At 43.2% G+C, this 23,508-nt stretch carries 20 protein-coding genes and 1 pseudogene; 19 read left to right on the forward strand and 2 right to left on the reverse strand.

Annotated features, from left to right (window positions below):
• The first annotated feature begins 139 nt into the window (after nt 1-139).
• The 8 genes from spoVS (at nt 140) to mutL (ending at nt 10,421) form a co-directional block, all read left to right on the forward strand.
• Nucleotides 140-400 (forward strand): stage V sporulation protein SpoVS, encoded by a 261-nt coding sequence (gene spoVS, locus ABZM97_RS09280; RefSeq protein ID WP_003154135.1) that lies wholly within the window; start codon nt 140-142, stop codon nt 398-400.
• 265 nt (nt 401-665) lie between these two features.
• A complete protein-coding gene (gene tdh, locus ABZM97_RS09285) occupies nt 666-1,709 on the forward strand; it encodes an L-threonine 3-dehydrogenase (RefSeq protein ID WP_253269102.1) in 1,044 nt (347 codons plus the stop codon).
• A 13-nt stretch (nt 1,710-1,722) separates the two neighbouring features.
• Nucleotides 1,723-2,901 carry a glycine C-acetyltransferase gene (locus ABZM97_RS09290; protein ID WP_087991661.1) on the forward strand — a complete coding sequence of 393 codons (1,179 nt, stop codon included), beginning with the start codon at nt 1,723-1,725 and terminating at the stop codon, nt 2,899-2,901.
• A gap of 144 nt (nt 2,902-3,045) precedes the next feature.
• A complete protein-coding gene (gene miaB, locus ABZM97_RS09295; RefSeq protein ID WP_087991662.1) occupies nt 3,046-4,575 on the forward strand; it encodes a tRNA (N6-isopentenyl adenosine(37)-C2)-methylthiotransferase MiaB in 1,530 nt (509 codons plus the stop codon).
• 1 nt (nt 4,576) lies between these two features.
• A complete protein-coding gene (gene ricA / locus ABZM97_RS09300; RefSeq protein WP_202327667.1) occupies nt 4,577-5,008 on the forward strand; it encodes a regulatory iron-sulfur-containing complex subunit RicA in 432 nt (143 codons plus the stop codon).
• 257 nt (nt 5,009-5,265) lie between these two features.
• Nucleotides 5,266-5,811, forward strand: a complete 546-nt coding sequence (cotE, locus tag ABZM97_RS09305; RefSeq protein WP_087991664.1) for an outer spore coat protein CotE — start codon at nt 5,266-5,268, stop codon at nt 5,809-5,811.
• A 131-nt stretch (nt 5,812-5,942) separates the two neighbouring features.
• Nucleotides 5,943-8,519: a DNA mismatch repair protein MutS gene (mutS, locus tag ABZM97_RS09310; RefSeq protein WP_367387402.1), complete on the forward strand. Its 2,577-nt coding sequence runs from the start codon at nt 5,943-5,945 to the stop codon at nt 8,517-8,519.
• Nucleotides 8,520-8,534: 15 nt separating this feature from the next.
• The gene (mutL, locus tag ABZM97_RS09315) at nt 8,535-10,421 is read left to right on the forward strand and encodes a DNA mismatch repair endonuclease MutL (RefSeq protein ID WP_202327665.1); all 1,887 of its coding nucleotides are present in this window, start codon (nt 8,535-8,537) and stop codon (nt 10,419-10,421) included.
• 818 nt (nt 10,422-11,239) lie between these two features.
• On the opposite strand, the gene ABZM97_RS09320 is transcribed toward mutL, so the two are convergent.
• Nucleotides 11,240-11,695: a YrvL family regulatory protein gene (locus ABZM97_RS09320; protein ID WP_202327664.1), complete on the reverse strand. Its 456-nt coding sequence runs from the start codon at nt 11,693-11,695 to the stop codon at nt 11,240-11,242.
• A 202-nt stretch (nt 11,696-11,897) separates the two neighbouring features.
• Nucleotides 11,898-12,455 carry a hypothetical protein gene (locus ABZM97_RS09325; protein ID WP_202327663.1) on the reverse strand — a complete coding sequence of 186 codons (558 nt, stop codon included), beginning with the start codon at nt 12,453-12,455 and terminating at the stop codon, nt 11,898-11,900.
• A 120-nt stretch (nt 12,456-12,575) separates the two neighbouring features.
• Here ABZM97_RS09325 and ABZM97_RS09330 point away from each other — a divergent pair, with 120 nt between their 5' ends.
• The 11 genes and pseudogenes from ABZM97_RS09330 (at nt 12,576) to ABZM97_RS09380 (ending at nt 23,463) form a co-directional block, all read left to right on the forward strand.
• On the forward strand, nt 12,576-13,193 hold the full coding sequence (locus ABZM97_RS09330) for a TetR/AcrR family transcriptional regulator (RefSeq protein ID WP_202327662.1): 618 nt from the start codon (nt 12,576-12,578) through the stop codon (nt 13,191-13,193).
• 180 nt (nt 13,194-13,373) lie between these two features.
• On the forward strand, nt 13,374-14,051 hold the full coding sequence (locus ABZM97_RS09335) for an MBL fold metallo-hydrolase (RefSeq protein ID WP_087991457.1): 678 nt from the start codon (nt 13,374-13,376) through the stop codon (nt 14,049-14,051).
• Between the two features lie 111 nt (nt 14,052-14,162).
• A pseudogene (locus tag ABZM97_RS09340) lies at nt 14,163-14,433 on the forward strand (hypothetical protein).
• Nucleotides 14,430-15,296, forward strand: coding sequence for an ACP S-malonyltransferase (fabD, locus tag ABZM97_RS09345; protein WP_087991458.1), 867 nt, complete (start codon nt 14,430-14,432; stop codon nt 15,294-15,296). Before ABZM97_RS09340 ends, fabD (ABZM97_RS09345) begins: the two are co-directional and overlap by 4 nt.
• 504 nt (nt 15,297-15,800) lie before the next feature.
• Nucleotides 15,801-16,775: an acyltransferase domain-containing protein gene (locus ABZM97_RS09350; RefSeq protein WP_087991459.1), complete on the forward strand. Its 975-nt coding sequence runs from the start codon at nt 15,801-15,803 to the stop codon at nt 16,773-16,775.
• The gene (gene fabD, locus ABZM97_RS09355; RefSeq protein WP_253269106.1) at nt 16,772-19,081 is read left to right on the forward strand and encodes an ACP S-malonyltransferase; all 2,310 of its coding nucleotides are present in this window, start codon (nt 16,772-16,774) and stop codon (nt 19,079-19,081) included. Before ABZM97_RS09350 ends, fabD (ABZM97_RS09355) begins: the two co-directional genes overlap by 4 nt.
• Nucleotides 19,082-19,168: 87 nt before the next feature.
• Entirely contained in the window at nt 19,169-19,417 is a 249-nt protein-coding gene (locus ABZM97_RS09360) for an acyl carrier protein (protein ID WP_087991461.1), read from the forward strand.
• Entirely contained in the window at nt 19,395-20,642 is a 1,248-nt protein-coding gene (locus tag ABZM97_RS09365; protein WP_253269107.1) for a beta-ketoacyl synthase N-terminal-like domain-containing protein, read from the forward strand. Before ABZM97_RS09360 ends, ABZM97_RS09365 begins: the two co-directional genes overlap by 23 nt.
• Nucleotides 20,643-21,905 carry a polyketide biosynthesis 3-hydroxy-3-methylglutaryl-ACP synthase PksG gene (gene pksG, locus ABZM97_RS09370; protein WP_367387403.1) on the forward strand — a complete coding sequence of 421 codons (1,263 nt, stop codon included), beginning with the start codon at nt 20,643-20,645 and terminating at the stop codon, nt 21,903-21,905. It begins immediately after the preceding gene.
• A complete protein-coding gene (locus ABZM97_RS09375; protein ID WP_087991464.1) occupies nt 21,893-22,672 on the forward strand; it encodes an enoyl-CoA hydratase/isomerase in 780 nt (259 codons plus the stop codon). Before pksG ends, ABZM97_RS09375 begins: the two co-directional genes overlap by 13 nt.
• A gap of 41 nt (nt 22,673-22,713) precedes the next feature.
• On the forward strand, nt 22,714-23,463 hold the full coding sequence (locus ABZM97_RS09380; protein ID WP_087991465.1) for a polyketide synthase: 750 nt from the start codon (nt 22,714-22,716) through the stop codon (nt 23,461-23,463).
• The last annotated feature ends 45 nt before the right edge of the window (nt 23,464-23,508 follow it).

Here is a 23,508-nt window from a genome sequence, read left to right on the forward strand (position 1 = left end):
TAGTGAATATAGTAAAAATGGAAGGTAGCCCGCTATTTTTGAAAAGCATTGTGGGGATGGCTTTTTGGATAGCAACATCTAATAATGATTGTTCTAATGAACACTCACTTATCCATTGTAAAACTAAGGGGGAGCAGAAATGGAAATCTTAAAAGTTTCAGCAAAATCGAGTCCAAATTCAGTGGCAGGTGCGCTTGCGGGTGTGTTAAGAGAGCGAGGAGCCGCCGAGATTCAAGCGATTGGAGCGGGTGCATTAAACCAGGCTGTAAAAGCTGTGGCGATTGCCAGGGGATTTGTGGCGCCTAGCGGCGTTGATTTGATTTGTATTCCGGCTTTTACCGATATTCAGATCGACGGGGAAGAAAGAACGGCAATTAAATTAATCGTGGAGCCTCGCTAAAAACAAATAAAGCATTCTCAACCTGTTTGCATGATGCAAACAGGTTGTTTTTCATTTATTGTGATGTTTTCTTCCAATAGTATTTTCGTCATATAAATGAGTGATATACAAAAGTCAGCAATGACCTAGAACGTTTCAGAAAAAAAATCCGCCCATTTTTCAAGACGGATACTTTTGTCTTTCTCAAGAAGACAGTGCTGTTTACGCTTATTCCATATCATGGTACAATCCAAATGTAACAAGAATTTTTCAAGGAGGATTGTACATGCAGAGTGGAAAGATGAAAGCTCTAATGAAAAAGGACGGGATGTTCGGTGCTGTGCTGACTGAAGTTCCCATTCCTGAGATCGATAAACATGAAGTCCTCATAAAAGTGAAAGCTGCTTCAATATGCGGCACGGATGTGCACATTTATAATTGGGATCAATGGGCACGTCAGAGAATCAAAACACCCTATGTTTTCGGCCATGAGTTCAGCGGTATTGTTGAAGCTGTAGGAGAGAATGCCGGCAGTATAAAAGTGGGGGAGTATGTGTCTGCGGAAACGCACATTGTCTGCGGAGAATGTGTCCCTTGCGTAACCGGAAAATCTCATGTTTGTACCAATACTGCTATTATCGGGGTGGACACGGCAGGCTGTTTTGCGGAATATGTAAAAGTTCCTGCTGATAACGTTTGGAAAAACCCCGCCGATATGGATCCGGCGATTGCTTCCATTCAAGAGCCTTTAGGAAATGCGGTTCATACAGTGCTTGAGAGCCAGCCAGCAGGAGGAACAACTGCAGTCATTGGATGTGGACCGATTGGCCTTATGGCTGTTGCGGTTGCAAAAGCAACAGGTGCTTCTCAAGTAATAGCGATTGATAAAAATGAGTATCGGTTGACGCTTGCCAAACAAATGGGAGCTGCATGTACTGTTTCTATTGAAAAAGAAGACCCGCTCAAAATTGTAAGCGCTTTAACAAGTGGGGAAGGAGCGGATCTCGTTTGTGAGATGTCCGGCCATCCCGCAGCTATAGCGCAGGGTCTGGCGATGGCCGCAAATGGGGGAAGATTTCATATTCTCAGCTTGCCGGAACACCCAGTGACAATTGATTTGACGAATAAAGTGGTATTTAAAGGACTAACAATCCAAGGAATCACCGGAAGAAAAATGTTTTCGACTTGGCGGCAGGTGTCTCAATTGCTCAAATCAAATGTACTCGATCTTTCACCTGTTATTACCCATCAGTTTCCGTTAGAGGAGTTTGAGAAAGGATTCGAACTGATGAGAAGCGGCCAGTGCGGAAAAGTGATTTTAATTCCATAAAAGGGGGATAAACATGACGAAGGAATTTGAGTTTTTAAAAGCAGAGCTTGATAGAATGAAAGAAAATCATACGTGGCAAGAGATAAAACAGCTTGAATCAATGCAGGGCCCTTCTGTCACAGTAAATCATAAAAATGTTATTCAGCTTTCTTCCAATAATTACCTCGGATTCACTTCACACCCAAGACTCATCAAAGCCGCACAGGAGGCCGTCCAGCAATTTGGAGCCGGCACCGGATCAGTGAGAACGATTGCCGGTACATTTACAATGCATCAAGAGCTCGAGAAAAAGCTGGCAGCCTTTAAAAAAACGGAGGCGGCACTTGTATTCCAATCAGGCTTCACAACAAACCAAGGCGTACTTTCAAGTATTCTTTCAAAAGATGATATTGTCATCTCAGATGAATTAAACCATGCCTCTATTATTGACGGTATCAGACTGACAAAGGCGGATAAAAAGGTGTATCAGCACGTTGGTATGAGTGACTTAGAGAGGGTGCTGAGAAAGTCAATGAATTATCGGATGCGTCTGATTGTGACTGACGGTGTATTTTCTATGGACGGCAATATAGCCCCTTTGCCTGATATTGTAGAGCTAGCTGAGAAATATGACGCATTTGTGATGGTGGATGACGCCCATGCATCAGGAGTGCTTGGCGAAAACGGCAGGGGAACGGTGAATCACTTCGGTCTGGATGGCAGAGTCCATATTCAAGTCGGAACGCTAAGCAAGGCAATCGGAGTGCTCGGCGGCTACGCTGCCGGTTCAAAGGTGCTGATCGATTATTTGCGCCATAAAGGCCGTCCGTTTTTATTCAGCACGTCCCATCCGCCGGCTGTCACTGCAGCTTGTATGGAAGCGATTGATGTCTTGCTGGAAGAGCCGGAGCATATGGAGCGCTTATGGGAGAATACGGCCTATTTTAAATCTATGCTTGTAAAGATGGGTCTAACTCTCACACAGAGTGAAACGCCGATTCTGCCTATTTTAATAGGTGATGAAGGTGTGGCAAAGCAATTTTCTGATCAGCTCCTTTCTCGCGGCGTTTTTGCCCAAAGCATCGTTTTCCCGACTGTTGCAAAGGGGAAAGCCAGAATCCGCACAATGATTACCGCTGAGCACACCAAAGAAGAACTGGATCAGGCGCTTGACGTCATCGAAAAGACGGCTAAGGAGCTCCGGCTATTGTAAGGGGAAGAGTATACTCTTCCTCTTTTGATTCCTTATTGATTATTATTCTCAATAAGTGTACAATGATAGGTTGCCAGTTGTGCAGAGCTTCAATAACCTTTATACTGAAGGGTGGAAGTTTGGTTTGAAAGGAGAAATCATGACATGAATGAAAAACAAAAATTAGAGAGCGGACAAGTTCATCCATCGGACAAAAAATCCGAGAAGGATTACAGCAAGTACTTTGAAGCTGTTTATATTCCGCCTTCCTTAAAAGATGCGAAAAAACGAGGCAAGGAAGCCGTTACCTATCATAATGACTTTAAAATTTCTGAACAATTTAAAGGATTAGGAGACGGAAGAAAGTTCTATATCCGTACGTACGGCTGCCAAATGAATGAACATGATACAGAGGTTATGGCAGGGATCTTTATGGCGCTCGGTTACGAAGCGACAAACTCTGTTGACGATGCCAATGTCATTTTGTTAAACACATGCGCCATCCGTGAAAATGCCGAGAATAAGGTGTTTGGTGAACTGGGGCACTTAAAAGCGCTGAAAAAGAACAATCCTGACCTTATTTTAGGTGTCTGCGGCTGTATGTCTCAAGAGGAATCAGTCGTGAACCGGATATTAAAAAAACATCCGTTTGTCGATATGATTTTCGGAACGCATAACATCCATCGCCTGCCGGAGCTTTTGTCAGAAGCATACCTTTCAAAAGAAATGGTCGTAGAAGTTTGGTCCAAGGAAGGGGACGTTATTGAAAACCTTCCGAAAGTCCGGAACGGAAAAATTAAGGGCTGGGTCAATATCATGTACGGCTGTGACAAATTCTGTACGTATTGCATTGTGCCTTACACACGCGGAAAAGAAAGAAGCCGCCGCCCTGAAGAGATTGTTCAGGAAGTGAGAAGGCTCGCAAGCGAAGGCTACAAAGAAATTACATTATTAGGCCAAAACGTAAACGCGTATGGAAAAGACTTTGAAGACATCACGTACGGCCTCGGTGATTTGATGGACGAATTGAGAAAAATCGATATCCCGAGAATCCGTTTTACAACGAGTCATCCGCGTGACTTTGACGACCGTCTCATTGACGTGTTGGCAAAAGGCGGCAACCTGCTCGACCACATTCATCTTCCGGTTCAATCAGGAAGCTCAGAGGTTCTGAAGCTGATGGCCCGAAAATATGACAGAGAGCGATACATGGAGCTTGTTAGAAAAATCAAAGAGGCAATGCCAAACGCTTCTTTAACAACGGACATTATCGTCGGATTCCCGAACGAAACGGACGAACAGTTTGAAGAAACGCTTTCTCTATACCGCGAAGTGGAATTTGACAGCGCCTATACGTTTATTTACTCTCCGCGTGAGGGCACTCCGGCTGCTAAAATGAAAGACAATGTACCGATGCGCGTGAAAAAAGAACGTCTGCAGCGCCTGAACGCACTGGTGAATGAAATTTCTGCTAAAAAAATGAAGGAATATGAAGGCAAGGTTGTCGAAGTATTAGTTGAGGGTGAAAGCAAAAATAACCCTGATATTCTTGCCGGCTACACTGAAAAAAGCAAGCTTGTCAATTTCAAAGGGCCGAAGGAAGCCATCGGCAAAATTGTCCGCGTGAAAATCCAGCAAGCGAAAACATGGTCGCTTGACGGAGAAATGGTAGGAGAAGCAATCGAGGTGAAATAAGATGACGCTCTACTCAAAAAAAGACATCGTGCAACAGGCACGAAACCTTGCAAAAATGATCTCTGAAACTGAAGAGGTTGATTTTTTCAAACGGGCTGAAGCGCAAATTAATGAGAATGACAAAGTATCTGCAATCGTTAATCAGATTAAAACCCTCCAAAAGCAGGCTGTCAATCTGAAGCATTATGAAAAGCATGAAGCGCTCAAACAAGCAGAAGCAAAAATTGACGCGCTGCAAGAAGAGCTTGAACAGATCCCTGTCATCCAGGAATTCAGGGACTCGCAGACGGAGGTAAATGACCTTCTGCAGCTCGTTGCACACACCATTTCCAATCAAGTCACAAATGAAATCATCACGTCAACCGGAGGCAACCTGCTGAAAGGGGAAACCGGTTCGAAGGTGAAACATTCAAATAACAGCTGTTCTTTCTAAACACGGTGCCTTTACAGGCCCGTGTTTTTTTATATTCAAGCGAAAAAATGAACTAAATAATCTATGTGCCAAATGTTCATTTTGTTTTTCTGTGCTCAGCCGCGATGAACTTTATCGCACTTAAAAGTAAAGTTTCTAGGCACGCCTGCATACAATGGAACAGAAACTTTGTATTTTTATATTTTATTTATAAAAATGCACACTAGACAAATGCCCAGCATAAGATAACACGAAGAAGAACAAGGAGGCATGCCGGAATGTCTGAATACAGGGAAATTATTACGAAGGCGGTAGTAGCGAAAGGCAGAAAATTCACCCAATGCACCAATACCATCTCCCCTGAGAAAAAACCGAGCAGCATTTTGGGCGGTTGGATCATTAACCACAAGTATGACGCTGAAAAAATCGGGAAAACAGTAGAAATTGAAGGGTATTATGATATAAACGTATGGTACTCTTACGCGGACAACACAAAAACAGAGGTTGTCACAGAACGGGTAAAATACGTAGATGTCATTAAACTCAGATACAGAGACAACAATTACTTAGATGATGAGCATGAAGTGATTGCCAAAGTCCTTCAGCAGCCAAATTGCCTTGAAGTGACCATTTCACCGAATGGAAATAAAATTGTTGTGCAGGCAGAAAGGGAATTCTTAGCGGAAGTGGTAGGGGAAACAAAGGTTGTTATTGAGGTTAATCCTGACTGGGAAGAAGATGACGAAGAAGATTGGGAAGATGAGCTTGATGAAGAGCTCGAAGACATCAATCCTGAATTTTTAGTGGGAGATCCTGAAGAATAAAAAAGAGACTAGGGGAGACGGTACCCCAAGTCTCTTTTTTATATTGATATATCATTCTTTTATCACTTTTTGTTTATGTTATAATGAAGTCTGGAAAATAGAAACGTTGATACATAGTGAGGGATTAAACGATGGCCGGTTATACGCCTATGATACAGCAATATTTAAAAATAAAGGCAGAGCATCAGGATGCCTTTTTATTTTTTCGCCTTGGTGATTTTTATGAAATGTTTTTTGAGGACGCCAAAAAAGCGTCACAAGAGCTGGAAATTACATTAACGAGCAGAGACGGCGGTGCGGCTGAAAAAATACCGATGTGCGGTGTGCCGTATCATTCCGCTTCTGCGTATATCGAGCAGCTGATTAAAAAAGGGTACAAAGTGGCTATCTGTGAACAGACGGAAGACCCGAAAGCCGCAAAGGGTGTTGTAAGAAGAGAAGTGGTACAGCTGATTACGCCCGGAACTGTAATGGACGGCAAAGGCATCCATGAATCAGAAAACAACTTTATCGCATCTGTTTCTGACTGCTCGAACGGATACGGGTTGGCACTGTCTGATTTAACAACGGGAGAAAATTTGGCTGTCTTGATTGAGCGGATAGAAGATGTCATATCAGAAATTTATTCAGTCGGCGCACGGGAAATCGTCGTTTCAGGAAGCATGGATGCCGATACAGTCGCACAGCTGAAAGAGCGGTGCGGTACAACGATCTCAATTGAAGATGGAGAAACAGACGAACACGTAACGATCATTGAGCACTTAAATAATGAAGATGTCACAAAAACATTTTTGCGTTTATACACGTATCTGAAAAGAACCCAAAAGCGCAGCCTCGATCATCTTCAGTCCGTACAGGTGTATGAGTTAGAGGAAGCAATGAAAATTGATTTGTATTCAAAGCGCAATCTGGAGCTGACTGAAACGATCCGTTCAAAAAATAAAAAAGGCTCTCTTTTGTGGCTGCTGGATGAAACAAAAACGGCAATGGGAGGCAGGCTGCTGAAACAGTGGATTGACCGGCCGCTTATCAGAGTCAATCAAATTGAAGAGCGCCAGGAAATGGTGGAAACATTGATGTCCCATTTCTTCGAACGGGAAGACCTGCGTGAACGTTTAAAAGAAGTATATGACTTAGAGCGCCTTGCAGGCCGCGTCGCCTTCGGAAATGTCAATGCCCGGGATTTAATTCAGCTGAAGGAATCGTTAAAGCAAGTGCCTGGCATCAAACAGCTGGTTGCTTCACTGGCTCATGACAAAGCCAAGAAACGCGCGGAGCGGATTGATCCTTGCGGGGATGTACTTGAATTGCTGGAAGAAGCGCTGTACGCAAACCCTCCTTTATCGTTAAAAGAAGGGAACCTGATTAAAGACGGATACAATCAAAAGCTTGATGAATACCGTGATGCAAGCAGAAACGGGAAAGACTGGATTGCCCGCCTGGAACAGCAGGAGCGGGAATACACGGGCATTCGCTCTTTAAAGGTCGGCTTCAATAAAGTTTTCGGTTATTACATTGAAGTGACAAGAGCGAATTTGCACTTGCTTGAGGAAGGGCGCTATGAGCGGAAGCAGACGTTAACGAATGCAGAACGCTACATTACACCTGAATTAAAAGAAAAAGAAGCGCTCATTTTAGAAGCGGAAAATAACATCTGTGAGCTGGAGTACGAGCTGTTCACCGAGCTGCGTGAAAAAGTGAAACTGTATATTCCGCGGCTGCAGCAGCTTGCCAAGCAGATGAGCGAGCTTGACGCACTGCAATGCTTTGCGACAATCAGTGAAAATCGTCACTATACGAAACCGGAATTCTCTGAAGATGAAGTCGAAGTGGTAGAAGGCAGACACCCGGTTGTGGAAAAAGTCATGGACAGCCAGGAATATGTCCCGAACAATTGTATGATGGGCGATAACAGACAAATGCTTCTCATTACCGGTCCGAACATGTCAGGGAAGAGCACGTATATGAGACAAATCGCGCTCATTTCCATCATGGCGCAAATCGGCTGCTTTGTCCCCGCGAAGAAAGCGGTGCTTCCGATTTTTGATCAGATTTTCACGCGAATCGGCGCTGCAGATGATTTGATTTCCGGACAAAGTACTTTTATGGTGGAAATGCTAGAAGCTAAAAATGCGATTGTCAATGCGACGAAAAACAGCCTTATTCTGTTTGACGAAATCGGGCGGGGAACGTCCACTTATGACGGGATGGCGCTGGCACAAGCGATTATCGAATATGTTCACGATCATATCGGCGCCAAGACGCTATTCAGTACGCACTATCACGAGCTGACCGTTCTTGAGGACAAGCTGCCGCAGCTGAAAAACGTTCATGTTCGCGCTGAAGAATATAACGGAACGGTTGTCTTTCTTCATCAAATAAAAGAAGGAGCAGCCGACAAAAGCTACGGTATCCATGTAGCCCAGCTTGCCGAGCTGCCGGAAGATCTCATTGCGCGCGCTCAAGATATTTTAAAGGATCTTGAGCATTCAGGGAACAAACCGGAAGTGCCGGTGCAGAAATCTGTGGTGAAAGAAGAGCCGGCACAGTTGTCCTTTTTTGACGAAGCGAAAAAGCCGGCTGAAGCACCGAAGCTTTCAAAAAAAGAAAAGCAAGTGCTCGATGCCTTCAAATCACTTAATATACTGGATATGACACCTCTTGAAGCGATGAATGAAATGTACAAGTTGCAAAAGAAATTACATTAAAACGGGGTGATGAATGTGGCTAAAGTCATCCAGCTGTCAGATGAGCTTTCAAATAAAATAGCGGCGGGCGAGGTTGTGGAGAGGCCCGCCTCAGTCGTCAAAGAATTGGTGGAAAATGCGATCGACGCTGACAGCACAGTCATTGAAATCGATATTGAGGAAGCAGGTCTTGCATCCATTCGGGTATTGGATAACGGCGAAGGAATGGAAAATGAAGATTGCAAGCGTGCTTTCAGCCGCCACGCAACGAGCAAAATAAAAGATGAAAATGATTTATTCAGGGTTAGAACGCTTGGTTTTAGAGGAGAAGCACTGCCGAGTATCGCGTCAGTCTCTCATCTGGAGATGACGACAAGCACCGGTGAAGGAGCAGGGACGAAGCTCGTACTTCAAGGAGGAAATATGATTTCCGAATCGCGTTCCTCAAGCAGGAAGGGAACTGAAATTGTCGTATCCAATCTGTTTTTTAACACACCGGCCCGCTTGAAATATATGAAAACTGTTCATACAGAGCTTGGGAACATTACAGATGTGGTCAACCGTATAGCGCTTGCACACCCAGAGGTATCGATCCGCCTGCGCCATCATGGGAAAAACCTGCTTCAAACGAACGGAAACGGAGATGTGCGCCATGTCCTGGCAGCGATTTACGGTACGGCTGTCGCCAAAAAAATGCTTCCGCTGCACGTGAGCTCATTGGATTTTGAAGTCAAGGGATATATCGCCCTCCCAGAGATTACACGGGCGTCGAGAAACTATATGTCGTCTGTCATCAATGGCCGTTATATTAAAAATTTCCCGCTCGTCAAAGCGGTGCATGAAGGATATCATACGCTTCTGCCAATCGGGCGTCATCCAATTACCTTTATAGAAATTACGATGGACCCGATTTTAGTCGATGTCAACGTGCATCCATCGAAGCTTGAGGTTCGTCTCAGCAAGGAAACAGAGCTTCATGACTTAATTCGTGACGGAATTAAAGACGTATTTAAACAGCAGCAGCTGATTCCGAGTGCCCAGCTCCCGAAAAAATCGGCACCTGTTATCAAAAATGAGCAGCAGTTCATCACATTTGATGAAAAGCCTGCGGAAAGAAAAGTTCCGGAAAAAGCGCCTGCGCCGTCTTATTCACCAATGAAGCTCAGCTCAGTCGTGAAAGATCCGGTTGATGCGGAGGAAGAATTGCCTTCTGTTCAATTTGATGCTCCTCCTATGATTGAACAGGAACAAAGCATTGAGGCGCCTAATGTTTCAGAAGGGCAGCCTGAAGCATTTGAGCACGAACATCATCATGAAGAGCAGCCGCAGCCAGCATCTGAGCGGGTTCCGATTATGTACCCGATCGGTCAGATGCATGGGACATATATATTGGCACAAAACGAGAACGGCCTGTATATTATCGACCAGCACGCCGCCCAAGAGCGTATTAAGTACGAATATTTCCGTGAAAAGGTGGGGGAGGTTGAGCCTGAGGTGCAGGATATGATCGTGCCCTTGACGTTCCACTATGCCACGAACGAGGCGCTGATTATTGAACAGCACAAACAAGAGCTCGAAAGCGTCGGTGTCTTTTTAGAGTCATTCGGGTCAAACAGCTACATCGTCCGCTGTCACCCGGCCTGGTTTCCAAAAGGTGAAGAAGCCGAGCTGATAGAAGAAATCATTCAGCAGGTGCTTGATTCCAAACAGATTGATATTAAAAAACTGAGGGAGGAAGCGGCGATTATGATGAGCTGCAAGGGCTCCATCAAAGCAAACCGCCACCTCAGAAATGACGAAATCAAAGTGCTTCTGGACGACCTCCGAAGCACATCAGACCCATTTACATGCCCGCACGGCCGTCCGATCATCATTCACCATTCCACTTATGAAATGGAAAAGATGTTCAAACGCGTGATGTAGCGGGGCAGCAAGGGGGATTTAGGCATTGAGACATTCTTCGAATGGATCAATGCTTTTTTGTATACGTTTGGAAAAGCAGATGATAACAAACTTATATTTACAAACAATTTAAATAAATGTATATTTTAGGTAGTGGAGGTGAGAACATGACGTCTGGTCCAAATGTAGTTATCATCTTGGATGAACTGGCTATTGAGAATGAAGGAATCCTTGTTTTTGAATGCAGAATCTAAATTCAATCATCATTGTTTTGCTTCCTGTTTCTTATGAGCAGGGAGTTTTGTTTTGCGTTGAAGAGAACTTGAGGCTGTCGCCCGCCCAATTTTATAAATGAGTAATTTCAAAATTGAAGGAGGGTGTTTCGTGATGGAAATGTGTATCTGGCCGTTCATTCTTTTTTATTGATTTACGAACCGATATTTGGATACTTTTATTTTCAAAGGTTTAAAAGAAATATCAAGACTGGTGAAAATGGAAATGAAAGAGTGAAGTATAATGTTCGTACAATGATCGGATTATGGATTCCCGCTAAGAGGGTTTTTAATGTTTGTTCTCGTGTTTTTGTTCCCTCATATTTTCAATCGGGATCGTCATCCTCCTTTCATCACTCCTTTTTTGGATGAGCTCATACATATCAGGGGCTGTGGCAGGGAGTGATCGGAACTTCACTGGTTGGGGCTTTGTTTTCCGCTTTATATATCACCGTTGATTCTATGAATCTACTCATCATTTTACATTTTCTTGTCTATTATCTCACGAAAATTAGACGATGGGACTGATATAAAGGCAAAAGCCGCTTGGATCATTTCAAACGATTTTTAAGCAGCTTTCCCATTTGCCTGGTTACCAAATGCAAGTTCAATGAAAGCCATCAATGCTGATATCACAAGAACCAAGGCATCCGGAATAGATATAGACTGCATAAAGTAATCTGCAAAACAGATCGTTATGAAATTGCTCGTAAAGTACAGGGTAAAGGCAAAAAGTGCAGTCTTTTTCAATGAAAGTGATATTGCCAGGATCATAGAGACAATCTTTGTGAGTGGGTCTATGATCAAGCCCACAGCAAAACAGACTAAAATAAATAAAGCTAATGTTTGATTGGAATCATATGTGACGCCCAGTATGGAGAATAATCCTTTTATCCCAAAGAAAAAGCCGCCGAAGATCACTGCAAATGCGATGGTAACGGTAAGAATGATAGATACAATCACGATTAATTTTGAGCTTAGGTTTAAATCTTTAAACGGCTCGTTCTGTGCTTTTTGGCTCAAGCATGACACTCCTTTCACCTGCTTACTCATACAAACGGTTACCCTTAAAATTGGCAAGAATACGAATCTTCAAATCTGTTCTTAATGAAAACAACAAACATTCAAGGATCCACAGATAGATCATTCGGAAAACAGTATAACATATTTTTACATGAACTAAAAAAGCCCTTTTCCAGCGGAAAGGACCTTCTTTTTCATCATGTTAACTCCTGAGATTCGCCGAAGCTTTCTCTTTTTTCGGCCAGATAAAATAGCTGGCGGTAAAGAGAAAATCAATGCCTATGACGACTGTCCATATTTTAAGTATGCCGCTTAATGCCTCGGTTCGGGCAGTATCATTGATGAAATAGATCATCCCCGCTAGTAATCCCGCCCCAATAAGATACGCCAGCACGTGTCTTATCCAGCCTTTAGCATAGTGTTTGGCGTGATCCATTCCATAGCGTTTCAGCGGCTTGGATCCTTGTTTTGCCACATAATATTGAAATCTTTCATCCGCCCATTGAATCATTTGTTTTCCAAAAGCGATCGATATACCGATATAAACAGCCGCAATCCCATGGGCTGCAGTCGCTGAGGCTCCTCTGTAAAGGTCTACAGCAGTTGCCGCTAATAAAATCAAATCAATAATTGGGGTTAAAGCAAAGAATAGCAGTCCTAATCTATGTTGTTTGAATAGGTAACGTACAGCAAGCCCTAAAACAATCACAACCCAAAACGCAATTTCACAGAAGACAATCATCCATGCGATACCGTTCAATTCATTCCCCTCTTTTCAATACAGTTGTATTATTTAAATCATATGTTATCATCTTTATTTTTATAATACAACTGTATTATAAAAATTGCTCTCTTCTTTTTTTCTTGTTACAATAAAGCTATGCCAAAACAAATTGACCATGAGAAAAGAAGAAAACAAATTGCAGAAGCGACGTGGCGGGTCATTTTAGAACGGGGGATGGAGGGAGCCTCAGCCAGAAACATTGCAAAGGAAGCAGGATTGTCATTAGGTGCGCTGCGCCATTATTTCTCTACACAGGATGAACTGCTTGTTTTCGCAATGAAACTTGTTCAAGAAAAGGTGATGGACCGTATTGAGCACATTGCAATGAAGGATGTGCCCCCTAAGGAAAAAGTGTTACATATTTTGCTTGAAATTGTCCCAACGAATGAAGAAACGATTAGAGAGATGGAGGTGTGGTTTGCTTTTACGGTTTACGCCAGACATAAAAAGGATAGGTTTGATGCGAATCATGACGGGATTTACAGGGGAATGCGGAATGTGATTGCCTATTTAGCTGAATTCGATTTACTGAAGCAGGATGCTGATAAAGACATTGAAGCTGAGAGACTTTACGCGCTGATTGACGGCTTGGCTTTACATGCGATGCTTGACCATGTGCGAGTAAATAAAGATCGGATCGAACGTGTCATTATGCAGCATATCGAATCAATTTGCGTGGAAGAAACTTATGAGACAGAAGAAAGAAATCCCTAAGACGCGTGCGAAAAAGCTATTTTCAAAAGAATAGCTTTTTTATATGCGGAAAGAACAAGAATCTCTGAAAAAAATGGAAAATAAGCATGCCGTTTGGTAAAGTGGAATGAAAGACGGACTCGGGCTGAACAGTTTACCGATCTTTCATTTAAGAACTTTACTTGATAGGGAATGATGTAAATGAATCTTACTTATAAAGTACATCCGATTAAAACAAGATATCAAGGCTGGACGAATTATTGCTATATCATTGAAGATATTGTAAGCAGATCTGCAATTGTTGTTGACCCCTCATGGGAACTGAGTAAAATAACAACTAAACTTTCCGAGCTTGAGACTGAATTAACAGCAATCATATTGACACATTCTCATTATGATCATGTAAACCTGGTCGAGCCGCTGACGAAGATGTTTAACGCTCAAGTTTATATGTCAAAAAAAGAAATTGATTATTATCAATTCCGGTGCAGCAATTTAATTGGCTTGCATGATCAACAGACGATCAGCATAGGAAACATGAGAGTGCAATGCCTTCTCACTCCGGGGCACACAGCCGGAGGAATGTGTTATTTGTTTTCCGAGAGTATTTTTACCGGAGATACGGTATTTACAGAAGGGTGCGGCATATGCGAGGGTGATGGCAGTTCTGCGGAAGAGATGTTCAGAAGCATTCAAAGGATTAAGTCGGAGGTTTCGACCTATGTACGAGTGTTTCCTGGCCACTCATTTGGCAAAACGCCCGGCCATACGATAGAGGATCTTTACCAGTATAATATTTACTTTCAAATTGATAATAAAGAACATTTTGTGAAATTTCGCACCCGTAAAAACCAAAAAGGTATTTTTGATTTTAAATAAGGCTTTTGAATCTATTGTCCTATTTTCCTTCGAATATCTAAATGATCAGTAATGTTTAAAATGATTATATAGAAGGATTTGATTTGTTTTGAATAAGGCTCTGGAGAAAAGATGAAGCGCATTCTCCTCATATCCATGCCCTATAAGTGATACGGGTCATTTTTCTTATGTTCTGCTATAGCCTCTGATCCTTTATGCCCCAATTGAAAAAAATAGGAAAACAATCGAGTGAACTGTAGGAAAAATTAACTTGACGTTAATATTTACAGAGGTTACCATCAACATGAACATGCTACTATTTATCCGGTCATCACTATTTTTTATAAAATCATACAGAAGTGCATCATATTTACTAATCGGAAGGGTGGCTTTGAGAGAATGATCACATATGTTTTTCCGGGTCAGGGTTCGCAGAAACAGGGAATGGGCAGCGAACTATTCGATGAATTTAAAGAACTGATGGCTCAGGCAGATGAGATCCTAGGATATTCAATTAAACGTCTTTGCATAGAAAATCCTTATTCTAATTTAAACAAAACGCAATTTACACAGCCGGCTTTATATGTGGTAAACGCATTAAGCTACCTGAAAAAAATCCGTGAAGCGGAAGCTAAGCCCGACTTTGTCGCCGGGCACAGCTTGGGTGAGTACAATGCGTTATTTGCAGCGGAAGCCTTTGATTTTGAGACAGGTTTAAAGCTTGTCAGAAAAAGAGGCGAGCTGATGAGCATGGTGAGCAACGGCGGCATGGCAGCTGTTATGGGATTAAATGAAGAGCAGGTTGCAAGTGCTCTGAATCAATATGATTTACACAATGTTGATATCGCTAATGTGAACGCCCCATATCAAATTGTGATTTCAGGCAGAAAAGATGATATTGAAAAAGCCGCATCTCTTTTTGAAACGATGACTGAAGTTACAATGGTACTCCCCTTAAACGTAAGCGGCGCGTTTCATTCCAAATACATGAATAAAGCGAAAGAAGAATTCGAGCAATTTCTTCATACCTTTCATTTTTCGCCTCCGTCTATCCCGGTTATTTCTAATGTGTATGCCAAACCGTATACATATGAATTAATGAAGCAGACGCTGGCCGATCAAATCAACCATTCAGTGAAATGGACGGAGAGCATAAACTACTTAATGAAAAAAGGCCAACTAGAGTTTGAGGAAATAGGGCCTGGAAATATTTTAACAGGGTTAATTCACCGTATAAAGAAAGATGCGGAAGCAATGTCCCGCTGAAAATGATGATCCCTAAGATCATGCACCGCTAAAGGCAGGCTAGAGATAGATTTCCTTTTAGTCAAGGTATAAAGTTTTAGAGGTGCAATCGTTCGTTCGACACTGTTTCTAAATGAATAACTTTATATACTGTTACATAATGAGGCTGATAAAACATGTCCGCACCATATTAGACATTTGAACTATGTCAGTCAGCCGGCATGGATGCCAAACCATCGCTCTCACATCTGATGGTCTCTTTTTCACCGCACCCAATCATTCATAGAGCCGATGTTTTTTGCTGATCCTGTTAGCATGTTATGCCAAATTAGAGATATCAACATACATCTACGACCACTACATAATAGATCCGCATCCAGAGCACCAAAACAATCTTCCTAAAGTTCCATTATGTCTTTTCATTAAATAATCGGATTTCACTCGCTGCTGTGTATCTTTTACAGCATACATGGAGATGAGAAATCAAAATAGCCGTCATAAATATAAAAAAAGTAGGTTATGCATATGAATGAACCGCTCGTTTTTATGTTTTCCGGACAAGGTTCCCAGTACTATCATATGGGGAAGGAATTATTTAAGGAAAATACCGTGTTTCGCCAGTCGATGCTTGAAATGGATGCCATTGCAGCACGGCGAATCGGCACATCCATTGTTGAAGAAATCTATCATCCCGCTAAACGTGTGTCAGATCCGTTTGACAGCATTCTTTTGTCCCACCCCGCAATCTTTATAATTGAATACTCCTTATACAAGGTTTTGGCAGATAGGGGAATCTATCCTGATTACGTATTGGGATCAAGTCTGGGAGAATTCGCAGCAGCAGCTGTTTCTGGTGTGTCAGACGCAGAGAATATACTGAATTGCATACTTGAACAGGCCATTTTAATCCAGAAATCCTGCGATAAAGGAAAAATGCTGGCCATTCTTGATCATCCGCAATTACTGAAAGACCATCCGCAGCTGTTTAGAGATAGTGAACTCATCTCTATTAATTATGATTCGCATTTCGTCATTTCTGGTGAAGAAGAAAACATAAAGCAGATCATGGAGGTTTTAAAAGAGAAGCAAATTCTTTGCCAGCAGCTGCCTGTGTCCTATGCCTTTCATTCTTCGCTTATTGATCCGGCAGAAAGTGTCTATGCAGAATTTTTAAGTTCAATCTCTTTTAAAAACCCGTCAATACCAATGGTGTCGAGTCTAACGGGGGGCTGTCTTCGCGAAATAGACAAGCATTTCTTTTGGGATGCGGTTAGAAAGCCAATGAGATTTCGCGAAGCGATTGGATATTTAGAAAGCCAGCATACATGCCGGTTTATCGATTTAGGGCCATCCGGCACCTTAGCTGCTTTTGTGAAACAGCTGATTCCGGGTGATTCAGCTGACCGCTGCTACTCGATCATCACACCATTTCATCAGGAGCTGAAAAATCTGAATACGGTTGAGTGTTTCCGTACACCAGAAAGGAAGTTTACAAGATGATTACATATGTTTTTCCAGGACAAGGATCCCAGCAAAAGGGAATGGGACAAGGACTATTTGAACAATATCGGCATTTGACTGATCAAGCAGATGAAATTTTGGGCTATTCAATAGAAAAGCTCTGTACCGAAAAATCCTATTTGGATGTAAACCATACTGAATACACGCAGCCGGCTTTGTACGTCGTCAATGCACTCAGTTATTTGAAGAGACTGGAGGAAACCGGCAGAAAACCTGATTTTGCGACAGGACATAGCTTAGGAGAATACAATGCGTTGTTTGCAGCGGGGGCCTTTGATTTTGGAACCGGATTAAGACTTGTCAAAAAAAGAGGCGAACTGATGGGACGAATTACAGGAGGCGGAATGGCTGCTGTGATCGGGCTGAATAAGGAACAAGTTACAGCCGTTTTAGAAGAGCACCGTCTCTATGACATTGATGTGGCAAATGAAAATACGCCTCGGCAGATTGTGATCTCCGGCCAAAAAAAAGAGATTGAAAAAGCCGGAACGGTTTTTGAAAACACCAAGGATGTAAAGCTATTTCACCCTTTAAACGTAAGCGGAGCTTTTCATTCCAGATATATGAATGAAGCAAAACAGGAATTTAAGCAATTTATTGACTCATTCCTTTTTGCGCCTTTATCTGTCCCTGTTATCTCCAATGTCTATGCAGAGCCCTATCAACAGGACAGGATAAAAGAGACATTATCTGAACAAATGGTCAGCACAGTGAAATGGACGGACAGCATACGTTTTCTGATGGGAAGAGGAGAAATGGAGTTTGAAGAGATCGGGCCTGGAACTGTTTTAACCGGCCTCATCCAGCGGATTAAAAATGAAGCAGAACCGTTAACACATGCACCCGAAAAGAACCTTGCTTCCCGTCATACGTTCAGTGCGCATTCAAAGGAACAAGCAGAAGCGGCTGGACATCGACCTCAAGTTCAAGCTGGAATTACGGCAGAATCTTTAGGAAGTGCTGAGTTTAAACAGGATTATCAACTTACATATGCTTATCTTGCAGGAGGAATGTACCGCGGCATTGCTTCGAAAGAAATGGTAGTAAAGCTGTCAAAAGCAGGAATGATGGGGTTCTTTGGTACAGGCGGCCTGAGTCTGAATGAGGTTGAAGAGGCGATCCTCACTATTCAAGAAGAATTAGGGGAAGGACAAGCCTACGGCATCAATCTCGTCCATAATATGAAACATACTGAATCAGAAGAAAAAATGATTAACCTTTTATTGAAGCATCAAGTGAGAAATGTGGAAGCTTCAGCATTTTTAAGTGTCACTCCCGCATTAGTAAGGTATCGCGCAAAAGGAGTAAAACGAAACTCTAATGGCGACGTCATTTGCTCAAATCGTCTCATTGCGAAAATATCGCGGCCGGAAGTTGCCGAATCATTTCTGAGTCCTGCGCCTGAGAATATGCTGCAAAAGCTTTTAGAAGAAAATAAAATCACAGTGAATGAAGCTGAGTTGTTGCGTAACATTCCGATGGCTGATGATATTTGTGTGGAAGCTGATTCAGGCGGCCATACAGATGGAGGTGTGGCATACAGCCTGATGCCGGCGATGACGTCATTAAGAGATGAAATGATGAAAAAATATCAATATCCGAAAAAAATTAGAGTTGGTGCAGCTGGAGGAATTGGAACGCCTGATGCAGCGGTGGCAGCTTTTATGCTTGGTGCTGATTTTATTGTAACAGGCTCAATCAATCAATGTACGGTTGAGGCGGCGACAAGTGATAAAGTAAAGGATTTGCTTCAACAGATGAATGTACAAGATACAGCTTACGCGCCTGCGGGTGATATGTTTGAATCGGGCAGCAAAGTGCAAGTGCTGAAAAAAGGCGTGTTCTTTCCGGCGCGGGCAAGCAAGTTATATGAACTGTACCAGCGATACGGGTCAATACGTGAGCTGGATGCAAAGACGTTGACTCAGCTGGAGGAGAAATACTTCAAACGCAGTATAGAAGACATCTATAAAGATATGACATTGCATTATCCCGAGGTAGAAATTGAGAAGGCTGAACAAAATCCGAAGCATAAAATGGCTTTGATTTTCCGATGGTACTTCAGATACAGCTCCAACTTGGCAATCAGCGGAAGCGAACATTCGAAGGTCGATTATCAAATTCACTGCGGTCCGGCGCTGGGAGCCTTTAATCAATGGACCAAAGGTTCTGAATTAGAAAACTGGCGCAATCGCCATGTGGATGAGATCGGAAAAACATTAATGACAGAAACGGCAGCATTGCTTCATGAAAGGATGCAATCAATGTATCAACCTTCGTTTTAAAAGACAGAATAAGATTGATAGTTTGAATATTACGAAAATACACCTATAAAAAGTACTCAAATGAACCCTTGAAGGAGAGAGCGCGTTATGGATAAACAGAGAATCTTTGAAGTGTTAGTCACCAATATTTGCGAGGTGCTTCCTGAATTAGACGGACACAGATTCGAGCCTGAAGATCAGTTAGTTGAGTTAGGAGCTGATTCTGTAGACAGAGCTGAAATTATCACAATGGTGCTAGAGGATTTATCATTAAAAATTCCCCGCATTGAGCTGTCTGGGGTGAAAAACATCGGCGAGTTGGCTGAGGTGCTTTATGACAAAGTGCAAACTGTCTGAGGTGGTGGTGACCGGTGTAGGCGTAACGGCTGCTATCGGTCAAGGGAAAGAGGCCTTTGCTTCTTCGCTGCTGTCCGGCAGGCATGCCTTTGATGTTATGAAGCGTTCGGGCAGACAAAAAGACAGCCGGTTTATTGGAGCTGAAATTGCGACATTGTCTTATCCCGACCGGCTTTCTAAAAAATTATTAAGAAAAGCGTCATTTTCCAGCCGTGCTGCATTGGTGACTCTCTCAGAGGCTTGGGAGGAAGCTGAATTAAACGAAGTCGATTCCGCACGTATCGGACTGGTAGTCGGTGGATCAAATTTTCAGCAGAGAGAAACCTTACAGCTTTATGAAAGTTATCAAGATCGCTCTGGTTTTATTTCGCCTGCGTATGGCTTGTCTTTCATGGATAGCGACCTTTGCGGATTATGCACAGATCAGTTTGGCATTACAGGCTTAGCTTATACCGCGGGAGGAGCCTCGGCCAGCGGCCAGTTAGCAGTGATTCATGCGATTCAGCAAGTCTTGTCAGGCGAGGTAGATATTTGCATAGCGCTTGGTGCATTAATGGACCTTTCTTATATGGAATGCGAGGCGCTTAGGGCTTTAGGCGCTATGGGAACGGACAAATTTGCGGAGGCGCCTGAAAAAGCGTGCCGGCCCTTCGATCAGAACAGAGACGGGTTTATTTATGGAGAATCGTGCGGCGCATTGGTGATAGAACGAAAGGAGACCGCTGTCCGCCGAGGTGTCAAGCCTTATGCAGCGTTGTCTGGATGGTCAATCAAACTAGACGGGAACCGGAATCCCGATCCTTCTTTAGAAGGGGAGATTCATGTCATCCAGGAGGCGCTGGAGCGTGCCGGCCTTTCACCAGAAGACATTGATTATATTAATCCCCATGGCACAGGTTCTTTTATTGGAGATGAAATTGAATTAAAGGCGTTGCATGCGTGCGGGCTTTCCCACGCTTATATTAACGCAACAAAATCGATAATCGGGCACGGCCTCAGCGCCGCAGGCATTGTAGAGGTGATTTCTGTTTTGCTGCAAATGAGAAAATCTGCCCTGCATCCGAGCCGGAATTTGGATCATCCAATTGATGATTCTTTTCATTGGGTAAATGAGAAATCGATTTCATACCGCATCAAAAATGCGCTGAGCTTAAGCATGGGGTTTGGCGGAATGAACACCGCGGTTTGTATACAAAACATTGAGAAATGTGGAGGCGAATCATAAATGGTTTCAGCCGGAATAGAAGCGATGAATGTCTTTGGCGGGACGGCATACCTTGATGTCATGGAACTTGCCAAATATAGACACTTAGATACTGCCAGATTTGAAAACTTATTAATGAAAGAAAAAGCGGTAGCGCTGCCTTATGAAGATCCTGTGACCTTTGGAGTCAATGCAGCTAAGCCGATTATTGATGCTTTATCCGAAGCCGAGAAGGACCGGATTGAATTGCTGATCACTTGTTCTGAATCCGGGATCGACTTTGGGAAATCGTTAAGTACATATATCCATGAATATTTAGGCCTGAACCGCAATTGCCGTTTGTTTGAGATTAAACAGGCATGTTATTCAGGAACTGCAGGATTTCAGATGGCGGTCAATTTTATATTATCCCAGACGTCTCCGGGTGCCAAAGCACTAGTTATCGCCAGTGATATTTCACGTTTCTTAATCGCCGAGGGCGGAGACGCTTTAAGTGAAGACTGGTCTTATGCTGAACCGAGCGCCGGAGCGGGAGCGGTGGCCATTTTAGTAGGCGAAAATCCCGAGGTGTTTCAAATAGATCCCGGAGCAAATGGCTATTACGGCTATGAAGTGATGGATACGTGCCGTCCTATTCCCGATAGTGAAGCGGGAGATTCTGACCTGTCTTTAATGTCATATCTGGATTGCTGCGAACAAACATTTCTGGAATACCAAAAACGTGTGTCTGGTGCAAGTTATCAGGACACGTTTCAATACCTTGCTTATCATACACCCTTTGGCGGGATGGTGAAAGGTGCGCACCGAACAATGATGCGTAAGGTCGCGAAGGCGAAAACAGCTGAGATTGAACCGGATTTTTTAAATCGGGTTAAGCCAGGTTTAAACTATTGCCAACGGGTTGGAAATATTATGGGAGCTGCCTTGTTTCTGGCGTTGGCCAGCACGATAGACCAAGGGCGGTTTGATTCGCCTAAACGAATCGGCTGTTTTTCCTACGGATCAGGCTGCTGTTCTGAATTTTACAGCGGTATTACAACTCCGCAAGGCCAGGAACGCCAGCGCTCATTTGGCATTGAGAAGCATTTAGATCGCCGATATCAGCTCTCAATGGAAGAGTATGAGCTGCTGTTTAAGGGGAACGGGATGGTGCGGTTCGGAACGCGCAATGTAAAGCTGGATGTTGAGATGATACCGGGCATCATGCAGTTTACTCAAGAGAAGCCGCGCTTATTTTTAGAAGAAATTTCTGAGTTTCATCGGAAGTACAGGTGGATCTCGTGACCTATCAAACGATAAAGGTCCGCATTCAAGAGTCGGTTTGCTATATCACCTTTCACCGTCCTGAAGCGAATAATACGATTAATGACACACTCATAGAAGAATGTTTGCAAGTGTTACACCAATGTGAAACATCATCGGTTACGGTTGTTGTGTTAGAAGGGCTTCCCGAAGTATTTTGCTTCGGGGCGGATTTTCAAGAAATGTATCAGGAAATGAAAAGCGGCAGGAAACAGGCAAGCTCCCAAGAGCCTCTCTATGATTTGTGGCTGAAATTGCAGACAGGCCCTTATGTCACGATTTCGCATGTCAGGGGAAAAGTGAATGCCGGCGGCCTTGGTTTCGTATCTGCCACAGATATTGCCATAGCTGATGAAACGGCGTCATTCAGTCTCTCTGAGCTGTTATTCGGTCTGTACCCGGCTTGTGTTTTACCGTTTCTGATCCGCCGGATCGGCTGGCAGAAAGCACATTATATGACGCTAATGACAAAGCCGATTTCCGTACAGAAAGCCAGTGAATGGGGGTTAATAGATGCCTTTGATGTTCAAAGTGAGGTGCTGCTGAGAAAGCACTTATTGCGTTTGCGGAGGCTGAATAAAAAGGGGATCACCCGTTATAAACAGTTTATCAGCTCACTTGATCATCAAGTCAGCCGTTCGAAATCCATCGCTTTAACTGCAAATCAAGACATGTTTTCTGATCTTCAAAACCAGATGGGAATCATCAGGTATGTTGAAACAGGGCAATTCCCATGGGAGGAACAGTAATCATTTGAAAAGATGACAATCAGAACCGTTAGGAGGACATCATGACGCATTCTGTTGTAGAGCTCATCGAAGTTGAGCCTGCTATTATTCAGGTAAAAATGCATGACCGCACTCATAAAAACGCATTTTCACAAGAACTTACAGACGGTTTAATTCAAGCGTTTGAATTCATTCGGAAGAAACCCAATTATAAAGCAGTCATTTTGACAGGGTATGATAACTATTTTGCTTCAGGAGGAACGCAAGAAGGGCTGCTTCGAATTCAGCAGGGATTGACCAAGTTCACGGATGACAATCTTTATTCGCTGGCGCTGGATTGCGAGATTCCAGTCATCGCGGCAATGCAGGGACACGGAATTGGAGGCGGCTTTGTCATGGGGCTTTTTGCTGACATTGTCATTCTGGCCAGAGAGAGTGTGTATACGGCTAATTTTATGAAATACGGATTTACGCCTGGAATGGGCGCTACCTTTATCGTTCCTAAAAAACTGGGGTTCAGCCTGGCTCAGGAAATACTAATGAATGCGGGCAGCTACCGCGGAGCTGATCTCGAAAAAAGAGGGGTTCCCTTTAAAGTCCTGCCTCGTGCGGAAGTATTAGATTATGCGGTGGAACTGGCGCATGAATTCGCGGAAAAGCCGAGAAACTCATTGATTACATTAAAAGACCATTTGGTTGCCCCGCTTCGTCAGCAGCTGCCTCACGTCATAGAACAGGAATTGATGATGCACGAGAAAACATTTCATCATGAGGAAGTCAAAATGAGAATCAAAGGTTTGTATGGAAATTAACCAGAAATCCACATGAAAATTTGCAGATTAAATGGAGGCAGCGCG

This window comes from Bacillus vallismortis (genome assembly GCF_040784915.1).
Lineage (GTDB): Bacteria > Bacillota > Bacilli > Bacillales > Bacillaceae > Bacillus > Bacillus subtilis_G.